The following is a 17,353-nucleotide window of genomic DNA, read 5'->3' as shown; positions in this document are numbered from 1 at the left end:
CCGCCGGCGCGGCGACCGCCGCCACCGGGACCAGCACGGCCGCGGCGGCCACCGCCGCCGTCGCCGCCAGCAGTCCGCGCCGCCCGATCCGCTTGCTGCCTGCCATCGTTGTGATCACTCCTCGACTCGACGGAACGCCGGTGACCCCGGCGTTCGATGAGTTGATCTTCGCCGCGGCCGGGCCCGCGGCGCGCTGGGGAGGACCACCGTCTTCACCGGCGGTACCCCCAGGCCGGATCCGGTGGCAGACCCCCCGGCCGACGACGGCCCGCCGACCGTTACGGCGCCTGTCGTACCCCCGTGCGAGACTCGCCGTCATGCGGGCCGACCCAGAACTTCTGCGGGACCTGATCGCCACGACACCGGGGATCGTCACCTGGCCGGGCCGTGGCCGCCCGGAGGCCGCGATCCGCTCGGCGGAGTCCGTCACCGGTCCGCTGCCCCGCTCGTACCGCTGGTGGCTGGCCGCGTACGGCGAGGGCTCGCTGCGCGGCCGTCCGATCGCCACGGTGGACCCCGTGCCCGGCCTCGGCGAACCACCCCTCGGCGAACCCGGGCTCACCGAGGAGTGGTCCGGCGGGGACCGGCTCTGGTTCCACGAGGACGACGACCACGAGCGCTACGGATTCGCCCTCGACCGGGCCGCCGACGGGGAGTGGCCCGTCGTCGTGCACAGCCGCGTCACCGATGAGGAGCAGCCGGTCGCCGACTCCTTTGCCGGATTCCTCACGGTGTGGACGGCCCTCGCCGCCGGGCTGCGGGAGGGGCCGAACCCGGCCGTCGCCCGGCTGTGGCGCGCCACCCCCGGGGTCCGGCTGCCGGACGGCGGCACGCTGCTCGGGCCGCACACCTTCCGCGCCCGCAACGACGCCTGGGAGGTGCGGACGTACGCGCCCCACTGGGTCCTGGTCGGCGAGGACGGCGGGGGAGCGGGCCTGTTCATGCGCCGGCACGGCCGGGACCGCTCCTCCCTCTACCGGCTGGCGCCAGGCCCCCTCCGGGGCGAGGTCGCGGACCACGGGGAGCTGCTGGGCCCGGACCTCTTCGACTGGCTCGACCGGCTCCCCGGGCCCGTGAGCAGCTGAGGCGCCGCGCCACACGCACCGACCCGACGAGCCGGTTCGGTGAGCCGGACCGCCCGGACGACCTGAGCGGGACGTCCGGCCAGGGCCGCCTGCATCCCCTGCCCGTCCTGCCGGGTGCCGATGTGCGCTGCGGTGCCCGACCACCGCAGCGCCATCCCACGCCTCGGCGGCGGCATGGCCGAGCCCACGAACGACTGCTACTTCGAGAACATCGTGCAGTTCCTCGAACGGTACGGAGCCAGAGTCGTCCTCCGGTGACCCAGGCCCCAGCCCGACGATCCGGCGGTGGCGCTTCGGCGAACCCGGGTGAGGTAGCACCGAAGCGTCACGGGTTCGCCGGTGCGTCGAGAATGCCGCCGCCGGCCGGGGCACCCGGGAGGGGAAACGCGTCACGCCATGCGGTCCGCAGGTCTTCCAGGTCGGTGCGTGGGAACGGTGACAGCCATCTCTTGCGGTAGACGTCCTCACCCGGCTCCTGCGCGACGCGATCGAAGCCGTCGATCAACGTGCTGGCCAGCGAGTCCACGCCCTGGCGGCGTGACTCCCAGATGACCTGTCCCTCGCTGTCGGGACGTTGCCCGTCCTCCATCCGGAGCAGGTCGATGTCGAGGAAGTCGTCGTAGCGGTGGAAGATCCAGCGGTGAGCCCCCGGCTCGCCTTCGAATTGCGCCCTGACCATGCGCGCGCCGAGAACGACCCTGGTCACGGCGTTGAGAAGGTCCTCGGGCGCGTTGCTGATGTAGGAGGCGTGGGCCCTTCCTTCTGACCGGCCATCGCTGATCGTGCAATCAGCCGAACCGGCCCGGCCAAGGGTCCACTGGAACGAGATCCGGGTCATCGAGGTTCCTCCGGTGGGAATGCGGGTCTGTTCAGGGACCGGACAGCCGACCGGCGTTCGACGTGGTCGGCGAGGTAGATCATGACGCCTTCGGGGCCATGCCGAGGGCTGCGGTGAGCGTCGCACGGTCCTGGCCGGACACGGTCGCCGGGCTTCGCGGTGCGATGGTGATCGTTCCCCACAGCCCTTGACGGTGCCGAGGCCCGAGGCCACCGTGTGACACATGAGCAGCCAGACCCTTCAGACCGAGGACTACCGTGCGGGCGACGTGCTGAGGGTGGAATGCCCGTTCACCGAGGCCACGGTCACCGGGGTCTCCCGGTCCCACATCTCGGTGCGCTGGCCATGGTGGGAGATCGACACCGCAGCGGACGGGGTCGAGTGGAACGGCGACGTGGCTCTTCCGACGCCGGCGGACCACGGCTGGAAGAGCGGGTACTTCCGGACGAGGCCGGCGGAGGACACGCTGAAGGCCGGCGACAGGTGCCTGGTGGGGATTCCCGCGACCGTGGTGCACGTCCTGGCGGTCCGTCATTTCGATCCGCCTCTGGAGACGGGCTGGTTGCCGCGGCCCGTGACCTGCCTCGACGTCCTGCGGCAGGGCGAGTCCTATGACGCCGGGCTCGATGAGCAGGGTTACGAGATCGCCCCGGTCGGCGGTGTGCCGTTCCGGCTCGAACTGCTTTTCCGCCCTTTCGCGTTCCTGGAAGCCGGAGACGAGGTCGTCGACCGCGACGGGCGTGTGTGGAGGTTCGACGCTCCCTGGCGCTGGAACGCGTTCGATGGCGGGCAGCCGGGCACTCCGTCCTGGCCGCTTGTCCTGCTCTTCCGCCATGGTGGGCCGACGCCTGCGGCCGTCGCGGCCGTCGCGGAGGCAACAGCCTCAGGCAGCCACGCCGATGAGGTGGGCCGGTGGGTGGAGCTCACCCGCGCGGAGCCGGCCACACCCGCCTGATCGGACGCGGATGCCGGAACCGCACGTACCTGGTGCCGGGCACCGTCCCCATGCCGGGCGAGGGCGGGTGGGTGGACCCGCCCGCCCGCCGCCGCCCGGCCGACCGTCATCCGGTCAGGACGGCTTCGTGGGTCACGGGCGCCAGCGCATGAGGAGGGGCTTGCCGTAGTTGGCGTTGCCGCGCAGGATCCTCGCTCCCACGATGAGGCCGCTGTCGGTGATGGCGGACGGCACGCTGTAGGGGAAGCTCGGGTGCCACACGGGGAGCGTGTCGAGGGTGCCGTCGGCGTTCCAGAGCTGCGCGTAGTGCTGGGCGCGGGCGGGCGGCGGGTCGCTGGTGTACCCGATGGTGACGCCCAGGTCGTTGATGTCGGTGGCGACGCCTTCGAGTGCGGTGGGTGCGAGCGGTTGCGGGGTGCCGTCGACGGTCCAGCGTGCGGCCTGGCCCGACTGGCCGCCCACCACGGTGCCCGTGTTGTTGACGGCGTTCGCCGTGCTGCCCGGGCCGAGGTCGGCGACCGTGCCGGCGGCGTTCCAGACGAGGGCGTGGCCCGCGACGGGAGGGCCGCCGGGCCGGCCGCGTCCGATCACGATCCCGGAGTCGGTGATGCGGGTGGCGTTGCTGCTCAGGTAGCCCGCGGGTACGGCGAGTGCGGTGACGGTTCCGTCCGGGCTCCAGGCCACGGCCCGCTGGGAGGTGATGCCGCCGGCCCCGTACGAGTAACCGACGGCCGTGCCGGTGCTGTTGACGGCGACGGCCGCGCTCTCGGTGTCGCCCGGCAGCGGCGGCAGGGCGACGGGGGTGCCGCTGGGCGGCCAGGCCACGGCGTGCGTCGAGGTCGCGGTGCCGGAGGTGCCCACCGCGGTGCCGTTGTCGCTGATCGCGGTGGGGGACGCCGCCGTGTCACCGGGCAGCGGAAGCAGTTCGGCCGGCGTGTCGTAGGAGGTCCACCGCACCGCGTGTGCGGGGGAGCCGGACGACGGAACGGAAGTACCCACCACGGTACGGGAGTTGTTGAGCCCCACCGGCCTTCCGAAGATGTCCCCGGGCAGCAGTGGGAGCCTGCGCGTGAGGCCGTCCGCCGTCCAGAGCTCGGCGTGGACCCTCACGGGCCCGCCGTGTTCGTAGTCGCCCACGATGAGCTCGGAGACACTGTCCCCGTTGTCGTTGGCGTCCTTGAACTCGTCGGAGTAGGTGCCCGGCTCGACAGGGGACGGCCACTCGAAGGTGTAGGCGGGGGACGGGCCGTCGGCGACGGCCGGTGTCGAGGCCATGGCCAGGGCCGCGGCGGTGGCAGCCGCGACGACCGCGGCGGCGGTGCGAGAGGTGCGCTGGCTCATGGGAGGTGGGGCTCCTGTCTCTCGGCGACGTCGTACGGGCACCGCGGGGCCGGCGGCACACCGCTCCCTCCGGGCCCGCGCCACGCACCAGTCTCAGCCCGGCCGGGCGGGCTGCGCAGCCCGATCGACGATTTGCCCCCGTTTCGTTCGTCTCCGAGATGTCGTCAACTCTGCGGTGAGGCAAGGGAGTTGTTGTTCCTTGGGGTTCTCGCGGATCCCGGCCATGCGGCACCGGAAGATCTGATGTTCAAATGTCTGACATTTGTATAGGCTGCTCCCATGACACGGATCAAGACCCCGCGCAGAACCGCCAGCCTGTCCGCGCAGCTCGTGGACAGCCTCCGCTCGCACATCGAGGCGGGTGGCTGGCCGGTGGGCACCCGGATCCCGCCGGAGCAGGTGCTGATGGAGGAACTCGGGGTGGGGCGCAGCACCCTGCGGGAGGCGCTGGGGGCGCTCACGCACCTCGGGCTGCTGGAGGCCAGGGCCGGGGACGGCACCTACGTCCGCTCGTCCAGCGAACTCCAGGCGGTCATGCTGCGACGGGCGGGCGCCGCGGAGCGGGAGAACGTCCTGGAACTGCGGACCGTCCTGGAGGAGTACGCCTCGGGGGCCGCCGCCCTGCGCCGCGACGACGAGGAACTGCACCGGCTGCGGGAGCTGTTGGCGGACGCGGACGCGGCCGCCGCGGGTGAGGACCCGTCGCTGGCCGTCAGCGTCGACGCGCTGTTCCACCGGGCCGTCGTGCGGGCGAGTAGGAACGACCTGCTGATCGAGGTGTACGACCACCTCGGCACCGCTCTCAGTTCCTCGTCGAGCGGCCTGACCTGGAACGCGGCCCAGGCCGAGGAGCACGCCGGGCTGCACCGCCGGCTCGTCGACGCGATCGAGGCCAGGGACGCCGACGGCGCCCGCGAGGCGGCGGGCACGATCGTCCGGCTCACCCGCGACCACGAGGCGCCGGCACCGGGATCAGGGTCAGGATCGGTAGGGGAGCGGTGAGCCCGCGGCCGGCCTCGATATCCCCGCGCTCCGACTCCCGGACGCCGGTCCCCGACCGCACCCGGCCCGCCGTGTCGGTCGGGCTGGTCGTCGCGATCTGCCTGGTGGCGGCGAACCTGCGGACCGGTCTCACCGGCGTCGGCACACTGCTGCCGGCGATCGAGCGGGACAGTGGCCTGTCGGCGAGCTGGGGCGGGCTGCTGAGCACCCTCCCGCTGCTGACGTTCGCCGCGACGTCACCCCTGGTGGCCCGGGCGTCGCACCGGTTCGGCAACGCCCGGCTGCTGGTGGCGGCCCTCGGTGCGCTCACGGTCGGGACGGTGGTCCGGTCGCTGCCCTCGGTGGTCTGTCTGTTCGCCGGGACGGTGGTCCTCTCCGCCGCCATCGCGTTCGGCAACGTCCTGCTGCCGGCCCTGATCAGGCGGAACGTTCCCGCGCACCGCATCCGGGGTGTCAGCGCGCTCTACGTGACGGTCATGGGCCTGACGGCCGCGGTCTCCTCCGGGGTCTCCGCGCCGCTCTCCCACGCCGTGCCGGGCTCCTGGCACACCGCCCTGGCCTGGGGGACCGCCTTCACCGTCGCGGCGTTCCTCGCCTGGCTGCCCCGGATGCGGCACGACCGGCCCGAGGCCGGCACCGGCGGGAGCCGCGCCGCCGTCCCCTGGCGGTCCGGGCTGGCCTGGCAGGTCAGCCTGTACATGGGCCTGCAGTCCCTGGCCTTCTACACCGCCGTGGCCTGGCTGCCCAGCATCCTGATCAGCCGGGGCGCCGCCGGCGGCACGGTCGGCTGGACGCTCTTCTCGTACCAGGTGGTCGCCCTCGCGGCCGGCAGCGTCCTGCCCCTGCTCACCCGGGGCCGCCATGACCAGCGGTGGACCGCCGCGGGCGCCTCGGTCGTGATGGCCGCCGGCTTCGCCGTACTGCTGTCCGCACCGGGGCTGACCGCGGTCGCGTGCGCCCTGCTCGGGCTGGGTTCCGGGGTGTGCCTCGTCCTCGCGCTGAGCTTCCAGAGCGAACGCGCCGGCAGCGCGGGCGAAGCCGCCGCGCTGGCGGGCATGGCACAGTCCGTCGGCTACCTCGTGGCGGCGGCGGGCCCCCTCCTGCTGGGGATCCTGCACGACGCCACCGACAGCTGGACCCTTCCGCTGGTGGTGCTGGTCGTCCTGAGCACCGTCATGGCGGGCGTCGGCTACGGTGCGGGCCAGGACCGCCAGGTGGGGCACCGCTCCGGCTGACGAGCGGACAGCCCCGTCGAGGAGCGCCCCGTCGAGGCCGGCCTCGACGGGCCGGGCGCTCACCGCGAGGCCAGGGCCTCGCGGTGAGCGCCCACGGTGCTACCTCTGCCAGCCGACGGTCTCGGGCAGCGGGCTGTGGAAGATGGCGGCACCGACGTTGGCGAGGCCCTTGCGGATGCCGTAGGTGGAGGGACCGCTGTAGAGCGGCAGCAGCGCGTACTGCTGGAGGGCCTTCTGCTCGATCGAGTTGACGGCCGCGATCTGCCGGCCGAGGTCGGCGATCTCTCCGGTGGCGCGGATCTCCTTGTCCAGCTCGGGGGTACCGGATCCGGTGATGTTGGAGTCGCGGTCCGAGCAGTAGAAGTCGCACAGGTACCGCGCGCCGAAGGGGTCCGTCGAGCGGTTGCCGGAGATGAACAGGTCGAAGCGGCGGTCGCTGAGCACCTTGGAGAAGTCGTTCTCGGAGACCTTGTTGACGTTCACCTTCACGCCGACACCCTTGAGCATCGCGGTGAACGCTCCGGCGGTGGCCTTCTCGATGGGGCCGTCGCCGAGCAGGGTGTAGCCGAGTTCGAGCGCCTTGCCGTCCTTGGTGCGGATGCCGTCGGCCCCGGGGGCCCAGCCGGCCGCGTCCAGGGTCTTGCGCGCCTCCTCGGGGTCGTACTTCAGTACGGCGGCGACGTTGTCCTGGTAGCCCTGCTGGAAGCTGTAGAGCACCGCCGAGCCGGGCAGCGGCTCGGTGTAGTCGAGGCCCTGGAACCGGATCTTCGCTATCTGCGTGCGGTCGATGCTCTCCTGCACCGCCTTGCGGACCTGGACGTCGCCGAGGAGCGGGGACTTGGTGTTGAGGTACAGCGCGTACTCGAAGGGGCTGCCGCCGCTGCGGACTTCGGCGTCCTTGGCCGTCCTCACCTGCTTGAGGTTCTCCGCGGTTCCGACGGGGGCGTAGTCGAGTTCGCCGTTCTTGAAGGCGTTGATCGAGGCGGCGCTCTCCAGGTTGACGTAGACGCGCTTGTCGAGCTTTCCCTTGCGGCCCCACCAGGCGGGGTTGCGCACGAAGGTGATGCTGCCGGAGTGGTCGTCCCAGGTGCCCACGGTGTACGGCCCGGTGCCCCACTCGGGGTGGGCCGTCTTGACGTACGCCTTGTTGAAGTTGTCGACGGTGGCGGCCTGGGGGTGCAGGAAGGTGGTGAACAGCGCGGACCAGGAGGCGTTGACGCCCTGGAAGGTGATGACCGCCTGCTTGTCGTCCGCGCCCCGGGTGACGGAGGTGATGCGGTCGTAGCCGTCGGTGGAGGAGGCCGCGTAGTCCTTGTCCGAGCCGTTGTTGGCCTTCCAGGTCGCCTCGATGGCCCGCCAGTCGATCGGGGTGCCGTCGTTGAACACGGCCTTGGGGTTGAGGGTGATGACGACCTTCTGGTCGCCGCCCTCGACCGAGACCTTCACGTCGCTGTAGTAGTCCGGGTTGTACCGGACCTCGCCGGTGGGCGAGTAGGTGATGGCGTCGGCGTTGTACCAGGACCAGATCCGCAGCGTGTTCAGGGTGCCGTTGACGTTGAAGGGGTTGCCCTGCTCGTCGAAGGTCCCCGCGGTGGTGTAGGTGCCGCCGTCCTTGACGTTCTCGTACGGCTGGGGGTTGTAGTCGGTGACCGAGGACGCGACCTTGGCGGCGTTCTCGGTGCTCTGCCCCGGGGAGCCGCCCGAGGAGCCGCCGGAGGGGGAGGGGGAGGAGCAGGCGGTGGCGGCGACCGCGACGGCCGCGGCGAGTGCGAGGGGCAGGGCGAGCTTCCGGCGCATGGGATGTCCTTGGTGGCGATCGGTGAGTCGGTGGGAGTCGGTGGGTCGGGGTGGGCGGTGAGGGCGGGGCGTCGGTGCGGAGCGGGTGTCAGACCGCGTGGCAGGCGTACTGGTGGTCGGAGCCGTCCGGGGCGCCGACGGTCGCCGGCCGTTCGGTGCGGCAGCGCGCCCGTACGCTCTCGTCGGCCTCCCGGTGGAGCGGGCAGCGGTCGACGAACACGCAGCCCCTGGGCAGCCGGGCGGCGCTGGGCTGCTCGCCCGCGAGGACGATGCGCTCGCGGTGGCGCTCGCGCTGCGGGTCGGGTACCGGGATCGCCGACAGCAGGGCCTGGGTGTACGGGTGCCGGGGCCGGGCGAAGATCTCCTCGGTGGCGCCGGACTCGACGATGTGTCCGAGGTACATCACCGCGATGCGGTCGGAGAAGTAGCGCACCACGGCCAGGTCGTGCGCCACCACGAGGTAGGCCAGGCCCAGTTCGCGCTTCAGCCGGGCGAGCAGGTTGATGATCTCGGCCTGCACGGAGACGTCCAGGGCGGACAGCGGTTCGTCCAGGGCCAGCAGCTTCGGCTCGCGGGCCAGGGCCCGGGCGATGCCGACGCGCTGGCGCTGGCCGCCGGACAGGGCGGCGGGGAAGCGGTCGCCCATGGCGCGCTCCAGGCCCACCAGGTCCAGGAGCCGGGTGACCCGGGAGCGCGTGGCCGCCCGGTCGGCGCCGGCGGCCCGGAGCGGTTCGGCCAGCAGGTCGAAGACGGTCAGTCGGGGGTCCAGGGCGTCCGTCGGATCCTGGAGGACGATCTGGACGTCGCGCCGCAGCTCGCGCACCTGGGCGGCCGACCGCAGCGTGGCGACGTCGGTGCCGGCCACCTCGATGCGGCCGCCCTCGGGGGCGCGCAGCCGCAGGATCTCGCGCAGCGTGGTGGTCTTGCCGCTGCCGGACTCGCCCACCAGGCCCAGGGTTTCGCCCGCGCGCAGCTCGAAGCTGACGCGGTTGACCGCGTGCAGGGTCCCCACCCGGCGCTTGAGCAGGGCCCCCTTGGTCACGGGGAACGTCTTGACCAGGTCCTCGACGCGCAGGACCACGTCGCCGGCGCCGGGCTCCCCGGCCCTGGGCTCTGCGGCGCCGGCCGCCGGCACGGGGGCAGCCGGTGGCACGGGGGCGGCCTGCCCGGCCGGGTCGAGGCCGCCGTCGGCGATCTCCTGGGCGCGGTGGCAGGCGGCGCGGCCGGGCCGCCCGGCGGGTGCGGTCAGGTCCGGTTCGATGGTCCGGCACACGTCCAGGACCGCCGCGCAGCGGGGCGCGAAGGGGCAGCCGCCGGGCAGGCCGGCCAGGGACGGCGGCTCTCCGCCGACCGGGATCAGGGGCCGTTCGACGCCGCTGTCCACGGTCGGGACGCTGGCCAGCAGGCGGGCGGTGTAGGGCATCGTGGGATGACGGAAGAGCTCGTCGACGCCCGCGTGCTCGACGATCCGTCCGGCGTACATGACGGCGACGTCGTCGGCGTGGCCGGCGACCACGCCCAGGTCGTGGGTGATCAGGACGAGACCGGCGCCGGTCTCGCGCTGGGCCAGCCGCAGGACGTCGAGGATCTGGGCCTGGACGGTGACGTCGAGCGCCGTGGTGGGCTCGTCGGCGATGAGCACCGAGGGCTTGTTGGCGATGGCCAGGGCGATGACGACGCGTTGGCGCATGCCGCCGGAGAACTCGTGCGGGAACGACTTGGCGCGTTCGCGCGGGTCGGGGATGCCGACCAGGTCGAGCAGTTCCACCGCCTGCTCCCAGGCGTCGTTCCTGGACAGCTCCCGGTGCACGCGCAGGGCCTCGGAGAGCAGCCGGCCGACGCTGAAGATGGGCGTGAGCGCGGACATCGGGTCCTGGAAGACCATGCCGATGTCCTTGCCGCGCACCCGGGAGAGCTCCTTGTCGTCCAGCCCGGCCAGGTCGCGCCCGCCCAGCAGGATCCGGCCGCCGAGCCGCGCGGTGGGCGGCAGCAGGCCCATGACGGCGAGGGCGGTGGCGGACTTGCCGGAGCCGGACTCGCCGACGATGCCCAGGGTGCGCCCGGGCAGGAGGTCGAAGTCGACGCCGCGCACGGCCTCCACCGGTCCGGCCTCGGAGGGGAAGGAGACGCGCAGGCCGCGTACGGACAGGACGGGTGCGGGCCCGGTGGGCCCGGTTGCCGGTCCGGTCGCGGGTCCGGCCGCGGGCCCGGTGTGGGGGGCGGGTGCGAGGGTCATCGTCGGCCTCCTGCCGCGCCGGTGGTGGACGTGGGGTCGAGGGCGTCGCGCAGGCCGTCGCCGACGAAGGTCATCGAGACGGTGAGCAGCACGGTCAGCCCGGCGGGGAAGGCGAAGAGCCAGGGGGCGCTGGTGATGGTGCCCGCGCCGTCGGCGAGCATCGTGCCCAGCGACACGTCGGGGGTCTGGACGCCGAAGCCCAGGAAGGACAGGGCGGTCTCGCTGAGCACGGTGGAGACCACGCCCAGGGTGAGGTTGACGATGAGCAGGGAGCCCAGGTTGGGGATGATGTGGCGCACCACGATGTGCAGGGGGCGCACGCCCATGTACTCCGCGGCGCGCACGTAGTCGCGCTCGCGCAGGGACGTCGACACCGACCAGACCACGCGGGCGGTGGACATCCAGCCGAACACCGTCAGGACGAGGATGAGGACCCGCCAGTCGCCCGCCAGCCGGTGCGAGACCAGGGCGAGGACGAGGAAGGAGGGCACGATCAGCAGGAAGTGGATGAGGGCGAGGGTGGCCTTCTCCACCCGGCCCCCGACGTAGGCGGCGCCCGCGCCCACGACCGCGGCGATGGCGACGGTCAGCAGGGACACCGTCACCGCGATCACCAGCGAGCGCTGGAGGCCGTGCACGGCGGCGGCGTAGACGTCGTTGCCGCCCTGGTTGGTGCCGAACCAGTGCTCGGCGCCGGGGGCCTGGGTCAGGGCCGAGAAGTCGGCGTCGGCGTACCCGTACGGGGTGAACAGGTCTCCGAGCGCGCTGAACAGCACGAGCAGCAGGAAGATCACCACGCCGGCGACGGCGGTCCGGTTGCGCAGGAAGCGGCGCAGGTAGAGGCGGCGCCGGCCCAGGTAGCGCCCGTCGTGCCCGCTGCGCCCGTCGTGCTCGGTGGGCGGCGGATCGGCGGCCGGTCCGGGTGCGGCGGCGAGGACGCCTCCGGAGGCCGGGTCGGGACTCACAGGGGTGCCCATCTCAGCTCACCCGCACTCTCGGGTCGAGAAGAACGGTGGCGATGTCCGCGAGGATCGCGCCGATCGCGGTCAGGGCGGCGGCGAAGGCGGCGGTCGCCACGGTGCCGTGCACGTCGTTCTTGCTGATGGTCTGGATGAAGTACTGGCCCATGCCGTTCCAGCCGAAGATCGTCTCGGTGAGGACCGCGCCGGTGAAGACGGCCGGGATGCTGAAGGCCACGGACTGGGCGGTGGGGATCAGGGCGGTGCGCAGGGCGTGCCGGCGGATCGCCTGGGCGCGGGTGAGCCCGGTGGCCCGGGCGGTGCGCACGAAGTCGGAGCCGATGACGTCCAGCAACAGGGAGCGCTGGGTGAGGTGGTAGCCCACGTACCCCGTCAGGGTGAGCGTCAGCGTCGGCAGGACCAGGTGCAGCAGCCGGTCACCGGCCGTCGCCCAGAACCCTTCCACACCGGGCGAGTTCTCTCCCGCGACGTACAGGAAGTGCCAGCCCGCGTGCTCGTTCAGCCGGATGGCCAGCAGCACCAGGGCGAGGGCGGCGATGGACACCGGGACGTTGAAGAGCGCCATGGACAGGGCCTGGGCGGCCCGGTCCCGCCAGCCGTACTGGCGCGAGGCGGTGTGGACCGCGAGCGCGACACCGACGGCGACGGACAGGACCGTCGCGCCGATCACCAGTTCGGCGCTGACCAGGGAGCGGTAGCCGATCTCCCCGTTCACCCGGACCCCGACCGGGGAACGGCCCCAGTCGAAGTGCAGGACCACCCCGGTCAACCAGTCCCACCAGCGGTGGAGCAGCGGTTCGTGCGGGTCGAGGTTGTACGGGGCCAGGGCCCGGGAGATCTGCTCCTCGGTGCGGACCGGGCGCAGCTCCTTGAAGTTCGAGCGCGGGTCGAGGAACCAGCCGGCCAGGAAGTACGTGGCGTTGGTGGCCACGGCGATCACCAGGAACCAGCCCGCCGCCCTGCGTGTCACGTACCGGAGCACGGACGCCACCTCCCCGCCGGATGCGTCGGGTTCGGCCGGGGAGCGCCGGGTCTGGGGAATCTGGGCATGCGGGTGGAACTTCCTCGGTCCAAGGGGCGGTTGCACGATCGTGCAGAAGCCAGTCTGTGTGCGAGCGACACCCGGCACCAGGGATCGAGGCAGGTGGACACGAAGACGAAACGCCCCCGCAGCAGGCGGATGTGTCCCCGTCACATTCCCGTCGAATGCGCAGGTGGGAGGGGCCGCGGGCGAAGGGCGACCGCCGGGAACTGGGCCGACCGGGTTCCCGGGAGGCCCCGCACGGGTGCCCGTGCGTCGCCGTTCGGGTGACAGCCGCTCATGGCCTCGCCGGCGGAGTGGAAATGTCCGAAGGCACGATCCGTGCACAATCCACGAACGTCGAGGAGTTCCCATGAAGTCGCGAGTCGGACTTGCCGCCGGGGTGGCGGCCCTGGCGGCCCTGGCAGCCGGACTGCTGACGGCGCCGGCGTACGCCGCCCCGACGGTGCAGGCGGTGGACCTGAACGCCGACACCTACCTCACGTCCGGGCAGGGCGCCGACAGCTGCCCGTCGGGCCGGCTGTGCCTCTACCGGGACGTCAACTACAACGGGGGCGGCAGCGCTCCGATCCTGGTCACCCGCTCGAACGTGTCCTACCTGGGCGACTACAACTTCAACGACGCAGCCAGCTCGTACTACAACAACACCAGCCTGCCGGTGGTGCTCTACGAACACGCGACCTACGGGGGTGGACAGCTGGCGATCCGATCGCACGGCTACGGCAACCTCGACAGCTCCTGGAACGACAAGGCGTCCTCCCTGCAGTTCTTCTCGTAGACGCCCGCCGCACCGGCCCCGCGGCCGGTGCGGCCACGGAAGGACGCCGGGCTGCGCCCCGCTCCTGGGCCGGGCCGAGTGAGCAGGTGGAAGCAGGGTGGTAGGAACGTGCGGTGACGTTCTACGAGGACATGAGCCCCTACGCCTACTGGCACAGAGAGACCTTCACCGACACGACCACGGGCTGCTGCTTTCTGAGTTTCCAGCCTCAGTACGAGCGCCTGAACATCGGCTGGTTGTCGGGTGATCAGCCATGGGCCAGCGGGGTAGCGCCGGCGGACTTCATCGACAGGCTTGAGGCCGTCCTCGCCGTACAGGCGGTCAACGAGATGCTGGGCCTCCACGACTGCGAGCTCTGCCCGCCCTCGGAGGAGCAGCCACCGGAGTGGTACAAGCCGCGGCCAGGGCACCGGCGAAGCAGCGCGGGCACGGGTGAGATCCGTATCCCGGGCGGGCCGGGCGCAGCGTTCGCGGCTCCGACGCTCATCGGCCACTACGTCATCGATCACGGGTACGTGCCGCCCAAGGCCTTCGTCGACGCGGTGCTCGCATTCGATCCGAGCGGTCACACGAGCGCCGAGTACCCGTGGATGCGTTTCCCCTGGGTGCCCACGGACGCGGTTCTCTATGACGCCTCAGTCGAGTGACCCGGGACCAGGGGCGCCGCGCGGTCGCGCTCACCCCGCGCTGCCGAAGGCGACGACCGAGCCCGCCACCGCGCTGGCCGGCGCCGACGTCCCCAGCGCTGCCGGCCCCCCACCCGATCGGTGACCAGTTCGCGCAGGCAGGGGATGTCGAACGCGAGGACCGGGGTCGCGGTGGCGAGGGCCTCGGCCGCGACCATGCCGAAGGTCTCGTAGCGGCGGGGCACGCAGACCAGGCGTACCCGTGTGCGAAGCCGGGGCGGGGTTCGGTAGCGTGGCCGGAGGAGTGCCGGGAAGCCTGGTCGGCGAACAAGGGACAGCTGTGTCCGCGGGCCGGTCCGGGGGTGATGTGCGTGGCACTCGACGCGAGGTCCACCGGCACGCCACAGGCCCTGCCGAGGCTGCGTACCCGCCGCCCCTCACGCCGGCTCCGGCTCCCTCGGGCCCTCCACACCGTTCACAGGACCTCAGTGAACCCCGGTCAGACTCAGAGAACCGCGACACCGTCCGGCGTTCCGGCCACCCGGTGCCGTCCGACCCCGGAAGGGGCGGGGCGGCACGCCCCGGCGACGGCGACCCGGGCGTTCCGGCCACACACCGGACCGGGGGGGAGAACCGTCATGACCCACCGTCCCTCACCATGGACCCGCACCGGCGGCGCGCTGCTCGCCGCGGCGGCGCTCGTCCCGGCGGCGGCCGCCTGGTACCTGTTCGCCGTCCTGCTGCCGGACGACACCGAGCGGTACCGCTCGTACTCGGCCGCCGCGACCTGCCCGGCCGCCGGCGAGCGCGCGGCGGTCGAGGAGTGCGTGCGCACCGTGCCGTTCACCGTCAGCGGCACGGTCCTCCGGAGCAAGAACCTCCGGGCGACGCTGGACGGCGCGCCGTACTGGAGCGGCGAGGTGCCGTTCGGCGACACCGGGCCGCTGCTGGACGACCTGAAGCCCGGCGACCGGGTGGACGGGACGGTGTGGCGCGGCCGGGTGATGCGCCTGGAACGGGCCGGCGTCGCGCAGGCCTCCTCCGACCAGCCCCGCGACGAAATGCAGATCACCGCCGGGCTGGGCACCTTCGCCGCGCTGTTCGCGGTGCTCGCCGCCGTCCTGGGCGCGCTGCGGTTCACCGGCCGCCCCGGCACCGCCGCCCTCGCCCGGTCGCTCCTCCTCTGGACGCTGCTCGCCTGCGGCGTGCCCTCGGTGCTCGCGTTCCGGATCGGCCTGCCGTGGTGGACGGTGCCGGCCGTGGCCGTCCCGGCGGTGCTGCTCGCGGCGGAGGCGGTGCGGCGCCGGAACGCAGGGGGCACCCCGGGGGGACCGCGGAGCCCCGTGACCGGCCGGCTGCCCGCCTGACGAGTACGGCGAGACTCCGTCATGAGGCGCCCGGAGGGCCCACCGATCTACGGCGGGTTGCTCGGGAGCCGGTTCGGTACCGATGTCCCAGGATCTTGACCCGGAGCGGGCTTCTCCGGCTGAATGGTCGAGGCGGGCCGGTACCGCAGGGGATCGTCTCGGCATGGCCTGGTAGCTGACGGGACCACACCGATCGCAGGACCGGTCCCGGTGGGGGAGCTCAGGACCGGCGGCGGCCATGCCTTCGAGCCGGCGAGCCGACCGCGCGCGAGGACAAGGTGAGGAGCCATGGACGAACCGGTTGATGCTGCTGCCGGGATTCTCGAAGAGTTCCGAGCGCACGGATCCTTGACGGAGGAACGGTCGGTGGAAGCCGGCTGGGAGGATCGGCCGACGAGGGTCACACCGGCGTTGCTGCTGCTCTTCGCAGCCAAGATCCTGGCGCAGCTGAGGCAGGAGGAAGGCGTCGACTTCCCCTCCCGGGTGCCCGGGCCCACCGCGCGGGGGCCGGAGGAGGAAGCACTCGGCATCGTGGTCGCCGGCCTGCTCGGTGACGTGTCCGCCTTCCAAGCGGGCACCAGCGGAGACTGTTCACCCTGCCGAACGTCCTCGTCGTCCTGACCGTCCTGGTCGATGACGAGGCGATGGACGAACACGGGGTCAGGAAGCTGCTGCAGGCTGCCGAGGAGACCGCGGGTGCGTTCCTCCGCGCCGAGGACCCCTTCCGTATGGCGGTTCGGGGCGACGACGTCGGACCATGGGACGTGAGCGAGGCCGGCTGGCGGGGGACGGAGGTCATCGACCTCGGGGGCCTCAGGCTTCCGCGCGGTCCGGGTATCGATTTCACGGAGTTCCAGGGCCGGGCCGTCCCCAAGGGCGGCTGCCTCCAGGAGGGCCTGGACGCCGTCGGCGGGGCGGCGTTCCTGAACTCCGCCCCCTCCGCCCTGCCCGGCGGCGGGCCGAAGGAGCCCCTGACGGATCCACGCGTCGTGGCCGCCGACCGGCAGTGGAGCAACTGCATGAAGGACCGCGGCTTCACCTACGCCACCCCGGCGGACGCCTACATGGACCCGCGCTGGCGCGACCGGACGCAGGGCGCCGGAGCGTCCGTCGGCCACACCCCGGCCGAACTCGCCACCGCGACCGCCGATGACGCCTGCAAGCGGTCCACCGGCTTCATGGGGATCGCGGTGGCCGTCCAGGCCGCCTACGACCGGCAGTACATCGCGGCGCACCCGCAGGAGCCGGCGACGTTCGCGCAGGGCATCGGCCGGCACGTCGCCGACGCGGAGAAGACCGTCGCGGCGGGCACGGCCGGGTAGCGGAGGCCCGGGCGACCCGGGACGCCGGTCGAACGCCGGATGTCACGGCGAGTTCACGAGAGCCGGCCCCTTCCGCCGGGCGCCCGGCGTCGCCCCTCCCCGCCCGGGCGGCGCAGCCGCCACCGCCCCACCGGGAGGGCACTGGCCGACAGCCCCGCCAGCAGCAGGACCGCCCAGATCCGGTGCGTGGCCGTCCAGTCCGGGTGCCCCGGCGGGAGGAACAGCGCGGCCCGCTCAGGCAGCAGCACCGCCGTGACGACCAGCAGCAGGACGCCCGGCACCGCGGTCGCGGCGCCGTGCTCCCCGTCGGTGAAGCGCAGCCCGAGGGCCGCCAGCCCCAGTGCGCCCGCCACCAGTGCCGCCGCCTCCAGGGCCAGGCCGCCCCACGGGAAGAGTGCCCGCGCCTGCGGATCCACCGTCGCCCGGGCCAGCACCGCGACCGTCACCCAGACCACCGCACAGGCCACCAGCACCGGCAGCGCCCGCACCGCGCGCACCAGCAGCCGTGACACCGGCACCGACACCGTCGTCCGGGCCGCCGGGTCGTCCAGTGCGAAACCCGCGCCGAGCGCCACCGCGACGGCACCGACCCGGGCGAGCAGCGCCGCGTCGGGAAGCCCCAGGCCGATGTGGAGCACCACCGGAACCCCGGCGGTCACCATCCCGACGAGCGCGCCCAGCAGCAGCGGCAGCCTCGGCGCCAACCGCACCGCGGGCCCCGACAGTGCGATGGCTCGCCGTACCGCCCC

Annotated in this window: 18 protein-coding genes; 10 read left to right on the top strand and 8 right to left on the bottom strand. The window is 72.9% G+C overall.

Annotated elements, in window-relative coordinates; genetic code table 11:
* The first annotated feature begins 317 nt into the window (after positions 1-317).
* Both BU198_RS14940 and BU198_RS43355 read left to right on the top strand, forming a co-directional pair.
* The gene (locus tag BU198_RS14940) at positions 318-1,085 is read left to right on the top strand and encodes an SMI1/KNR4 family protein (protein ID WP_188297336.1); all 768 of its coding nucleotides are present in this window, start codon (positions 318-320) and stop codon (positions 1,083-1,085) included.
* A 132-nt stretch (positions 1,086-1,217) separates the two neighbouring features.
* Entirely contained in the window at positions 1,218-1,343 is a 126-nt protein-coding gene (locus BU198_RS43355) for a hypothetical protein (protein ID WP_262987038.1), read from the top strand.
* Positions 1,344-1,410: 67 nt separating this feature from the next.
* On the opposite strand, the gene BU198_RS14935 is transcribed toward BU198_RS43355, so the two are convergent.
* Entirely contained in the window at positions 1,411-1,923 is a 513-nt protein-coding gene (locus BU198_RS14935) for a hypothetical protein (RefSeq protein WP_188297335.1), read from the bottom strand.
* A gap of 223 nt (positions 1,924-2,146) precedes the next feature.
* On the opposite strand from BU198_RS14935, the gene BU198_RS14930 reads away from it, so the two are divergent.
* Positions 2,147-2,878 (top strand): hypothetical protein, encoded by a 732-nt coding sequence (locus tag BU198_RS14930; RefSeq protein ID WP_188297334.1) that lies wholly within the window; start codon positions 2,147-2,149, stop codon positions 2,876-2,878.
* 132 nt (positions 2,879-3,010) lie between these two features.
* Here BU198_RS14930 and BU198_RS14925 read toward each other — a convergent pair whose 3' ends face one another.
* Positions 3,011-4,219 carry a hypothetical protein gene (locus BU198_RS14925; RefSeq protein WP_188297333.1) on the bottom strand — a complete coding sequence of 403 codons (1,209 nt, stop codon included), beginning with the start codon at positions 4,217-4,219 and terminating at the stop codon, positions 3,011-3,013.
* Between the two features lie 279 nt (positions 4,220-4,498).
* Between BU198_RS14925 and BU198_RS14920 the strand changes: the two genes are divergently transcribed.
* Both BU198_RS14920 and BU198_RS14915 read left to right on the top strand, forming a co-directional pair.
* Positions 4,499-5,221: a FadR/GntR family transcriptional regulator gene (locus BU198_RS14920; RefSeq protein WP_188297332.1), complete on the top strand. Its 723-nt coding sequence runs from the start codon at positions 4,499-4,501 to the stop codon at positions 5,219-5,221.
* Positions 5,218-6,456, top strand: coding sequence for a CynX/NimT family MFS transporter (locus tag BU198_RS14915; RefSeq protein ID WP_188297331.1), 1,239 nt, complete (start codon positions 5,218-5,220; stop codon positions 6,454-6,456). The genes BU198_RS14920 and BU198_RS14915 overlap by 4 nt, the downstream gene beginning before the upstream one ends.
* A 99-nt stretch (positions 6,457-6,555) precedes the next feature.
* Here BU198_RS14915 and BU198_RS14910 read toward each other — a convergent pair whose 3' ends face one another.
* From BU198_RS14910 to BU198_RS14895, 4 genes are all read right to left on the bottom strand, one after another.
* Positions 6,556-8,253: an ABC transporter family substrate-binding protein gene (locus BU198_RS14910; protein WP_188297330.1), complete on the bottom strand. Its 1,698-nt coding sequence runs from the start codon at positions 8,251-8,253 to the stop codon at positions 6,556-6,558.
* An 88-nt stretch (positions 8,254-8,341) separates the two neighbouring features.
* Positions 8,342-10,489, bottom strand: a complete 2,148-nt coding sequence (locus BU198_RS14905; protein WP_188297329.1) for an ABC transporter ATP-binding protein — start codon at positions 10,487-10,489, stop codon at positions 8,342-8,344.
* Positions 10,486-11,466: an ABC transporter permease gene (locus tag BU198_RS14900; protein WP_188297328.1), complete on the bottom strand. Its 981-nt coding sequence runs from the start codon at positions 11,464-11,466 to the stop codon at positions 10,486-10,488. Before BU198_RS14900 ends, BU198_RS14905 begins: the two co-directional genes overlap by 4 nt.
* A gap of 1 nt (position 11,467) precedes the next feature.
* Positions 11,468-12,451: an ABC transporter permease gene (locus tag BU198_RS14895; protein WP_188297327.1), complete on the bottom strand. Its 984-nt coding sequence runs from the start codon at positions 12,449-12,451 to the stop codon at positions 11,468-11,470.
* A 412-nt stretch (positions 12,452-12,863) separates the two neighbouring features.
* Here BU198_RS14895 and BU198_RS14890 point away from each other — a divergent pair, with 412 nt between their 5' ends.
* Positions 12,864-13,289 carry a peptidase inhibitor family I36 protein gene (locus BU198_RS14890; protein ID WP_188297326.1) on the top strand — a complete coding sequence of 142 codons (426 nt, stop codon included), beginning with the start codon at positions 12,864-12,866 and terminating at the stop codon, positions 13,287-13,289.
* A gap of 113 nt (positions 13,290-13,402) precedes the next feature.
* Positions 13,403-13,936, top strand: coding sequence for a hypothetical protein (locus tag BU198_RS14885; protein ID WP_317620126.1), 534 nt, complete (start codon positions 13,403-13,405; stop codon positions 13,934-13,936).
* Here the strand turns inward: BU198_RS14885 and BU198_RS44250 are convergent.
* Entirely contained in the window at positions 13,915-14,253 is a 339-nt protein-coding gene (locus BU198_RS44250; protein WP_223244399.1) for a glycosyltransferase, read from the bottom strand. The two genes, BU198_RS14885 and BU198_RS44250, sit on opposite strands and share 22 nt — an antisense overlap.
* Positions 14,254-14,553: 300 nt before the next feature.
* Between BU198_RS44250 and BU198_RS14875 the strand changes: the two genes are divergently transcribed.
* The 3 genes from BU198_RS14875 to BU198_RS14865 all read left to right on the top strand — a co-directional run bounded on the left by BU198_RS14875 (position 14,554) and on the right by BU198_RS14865 (position 16,604).
* Positions 14,554-15,282 carry a hypothetical protein gene (locus BU198_RS14875; RefSeq protein WP_188297325.1) on the top strand — a complete coding sequence of 243 codons (729 nt, stop codon included), beginning with the start codon at positions 14,554-14,556 and terminating at the stop codon, positions 15,280-15,282.
* A 288-nt stretch (positions 15,283-15,570) separates the two neighbouring features.
* Positions 15,571-15,903, top strand: a complete 333-nt coding sequence (locus tag BU198_RS14870) for a hypothetical protein (protein ID WP_188297324.1) — start codon at positions 15,571-15,573, stop codon at positions 15,901-15,903.
* A 23-nt stretch (positions 15,904-15,926) separates the two neighbouring features.
* Positions 15,927-16,604 (top strand): hypothetical protein, encoded by a 678-nt coding sequence (locus BU198_RS14865; protein WP_188297323.1) that lies wholly within the window; start codon positions 15,927-15,929, stop codon positions 16,602-16,604.
* A gap of 53 nt (positions 16,605-16,657) precedes the next feature.
* Here the strand turns inward: BU198_RS14865 and BU198_RS14860 are convergent, their stop codons facing one another.
* The gene (locus tag BU198_RS14860; protein WP_188297322.1) at positions 16,658-17,308 is read right to left on the bottom strand and encodes an ABC transporter; all 651 of its coding nucleotides are present in this window, start codon (positions 17,306-17,308) and stop codon (positions 16,658-16,660) included.
* Between the last annotated feature and the right edge of the window lie 45 nt (positions 17,309-17,353).

The sequence above is a fragment of the Streptomyces sp. CBMA156 genome, assembly GCF_014596515.1.
GTDB lineage: Bacteria > Actinomycetota > Actinomycetes > Streptomycetales > Streptomycetaceae > Kitasatospora.
This window is presented reverse-complemented; position numbering and strand designations above follow the sequence as displayed.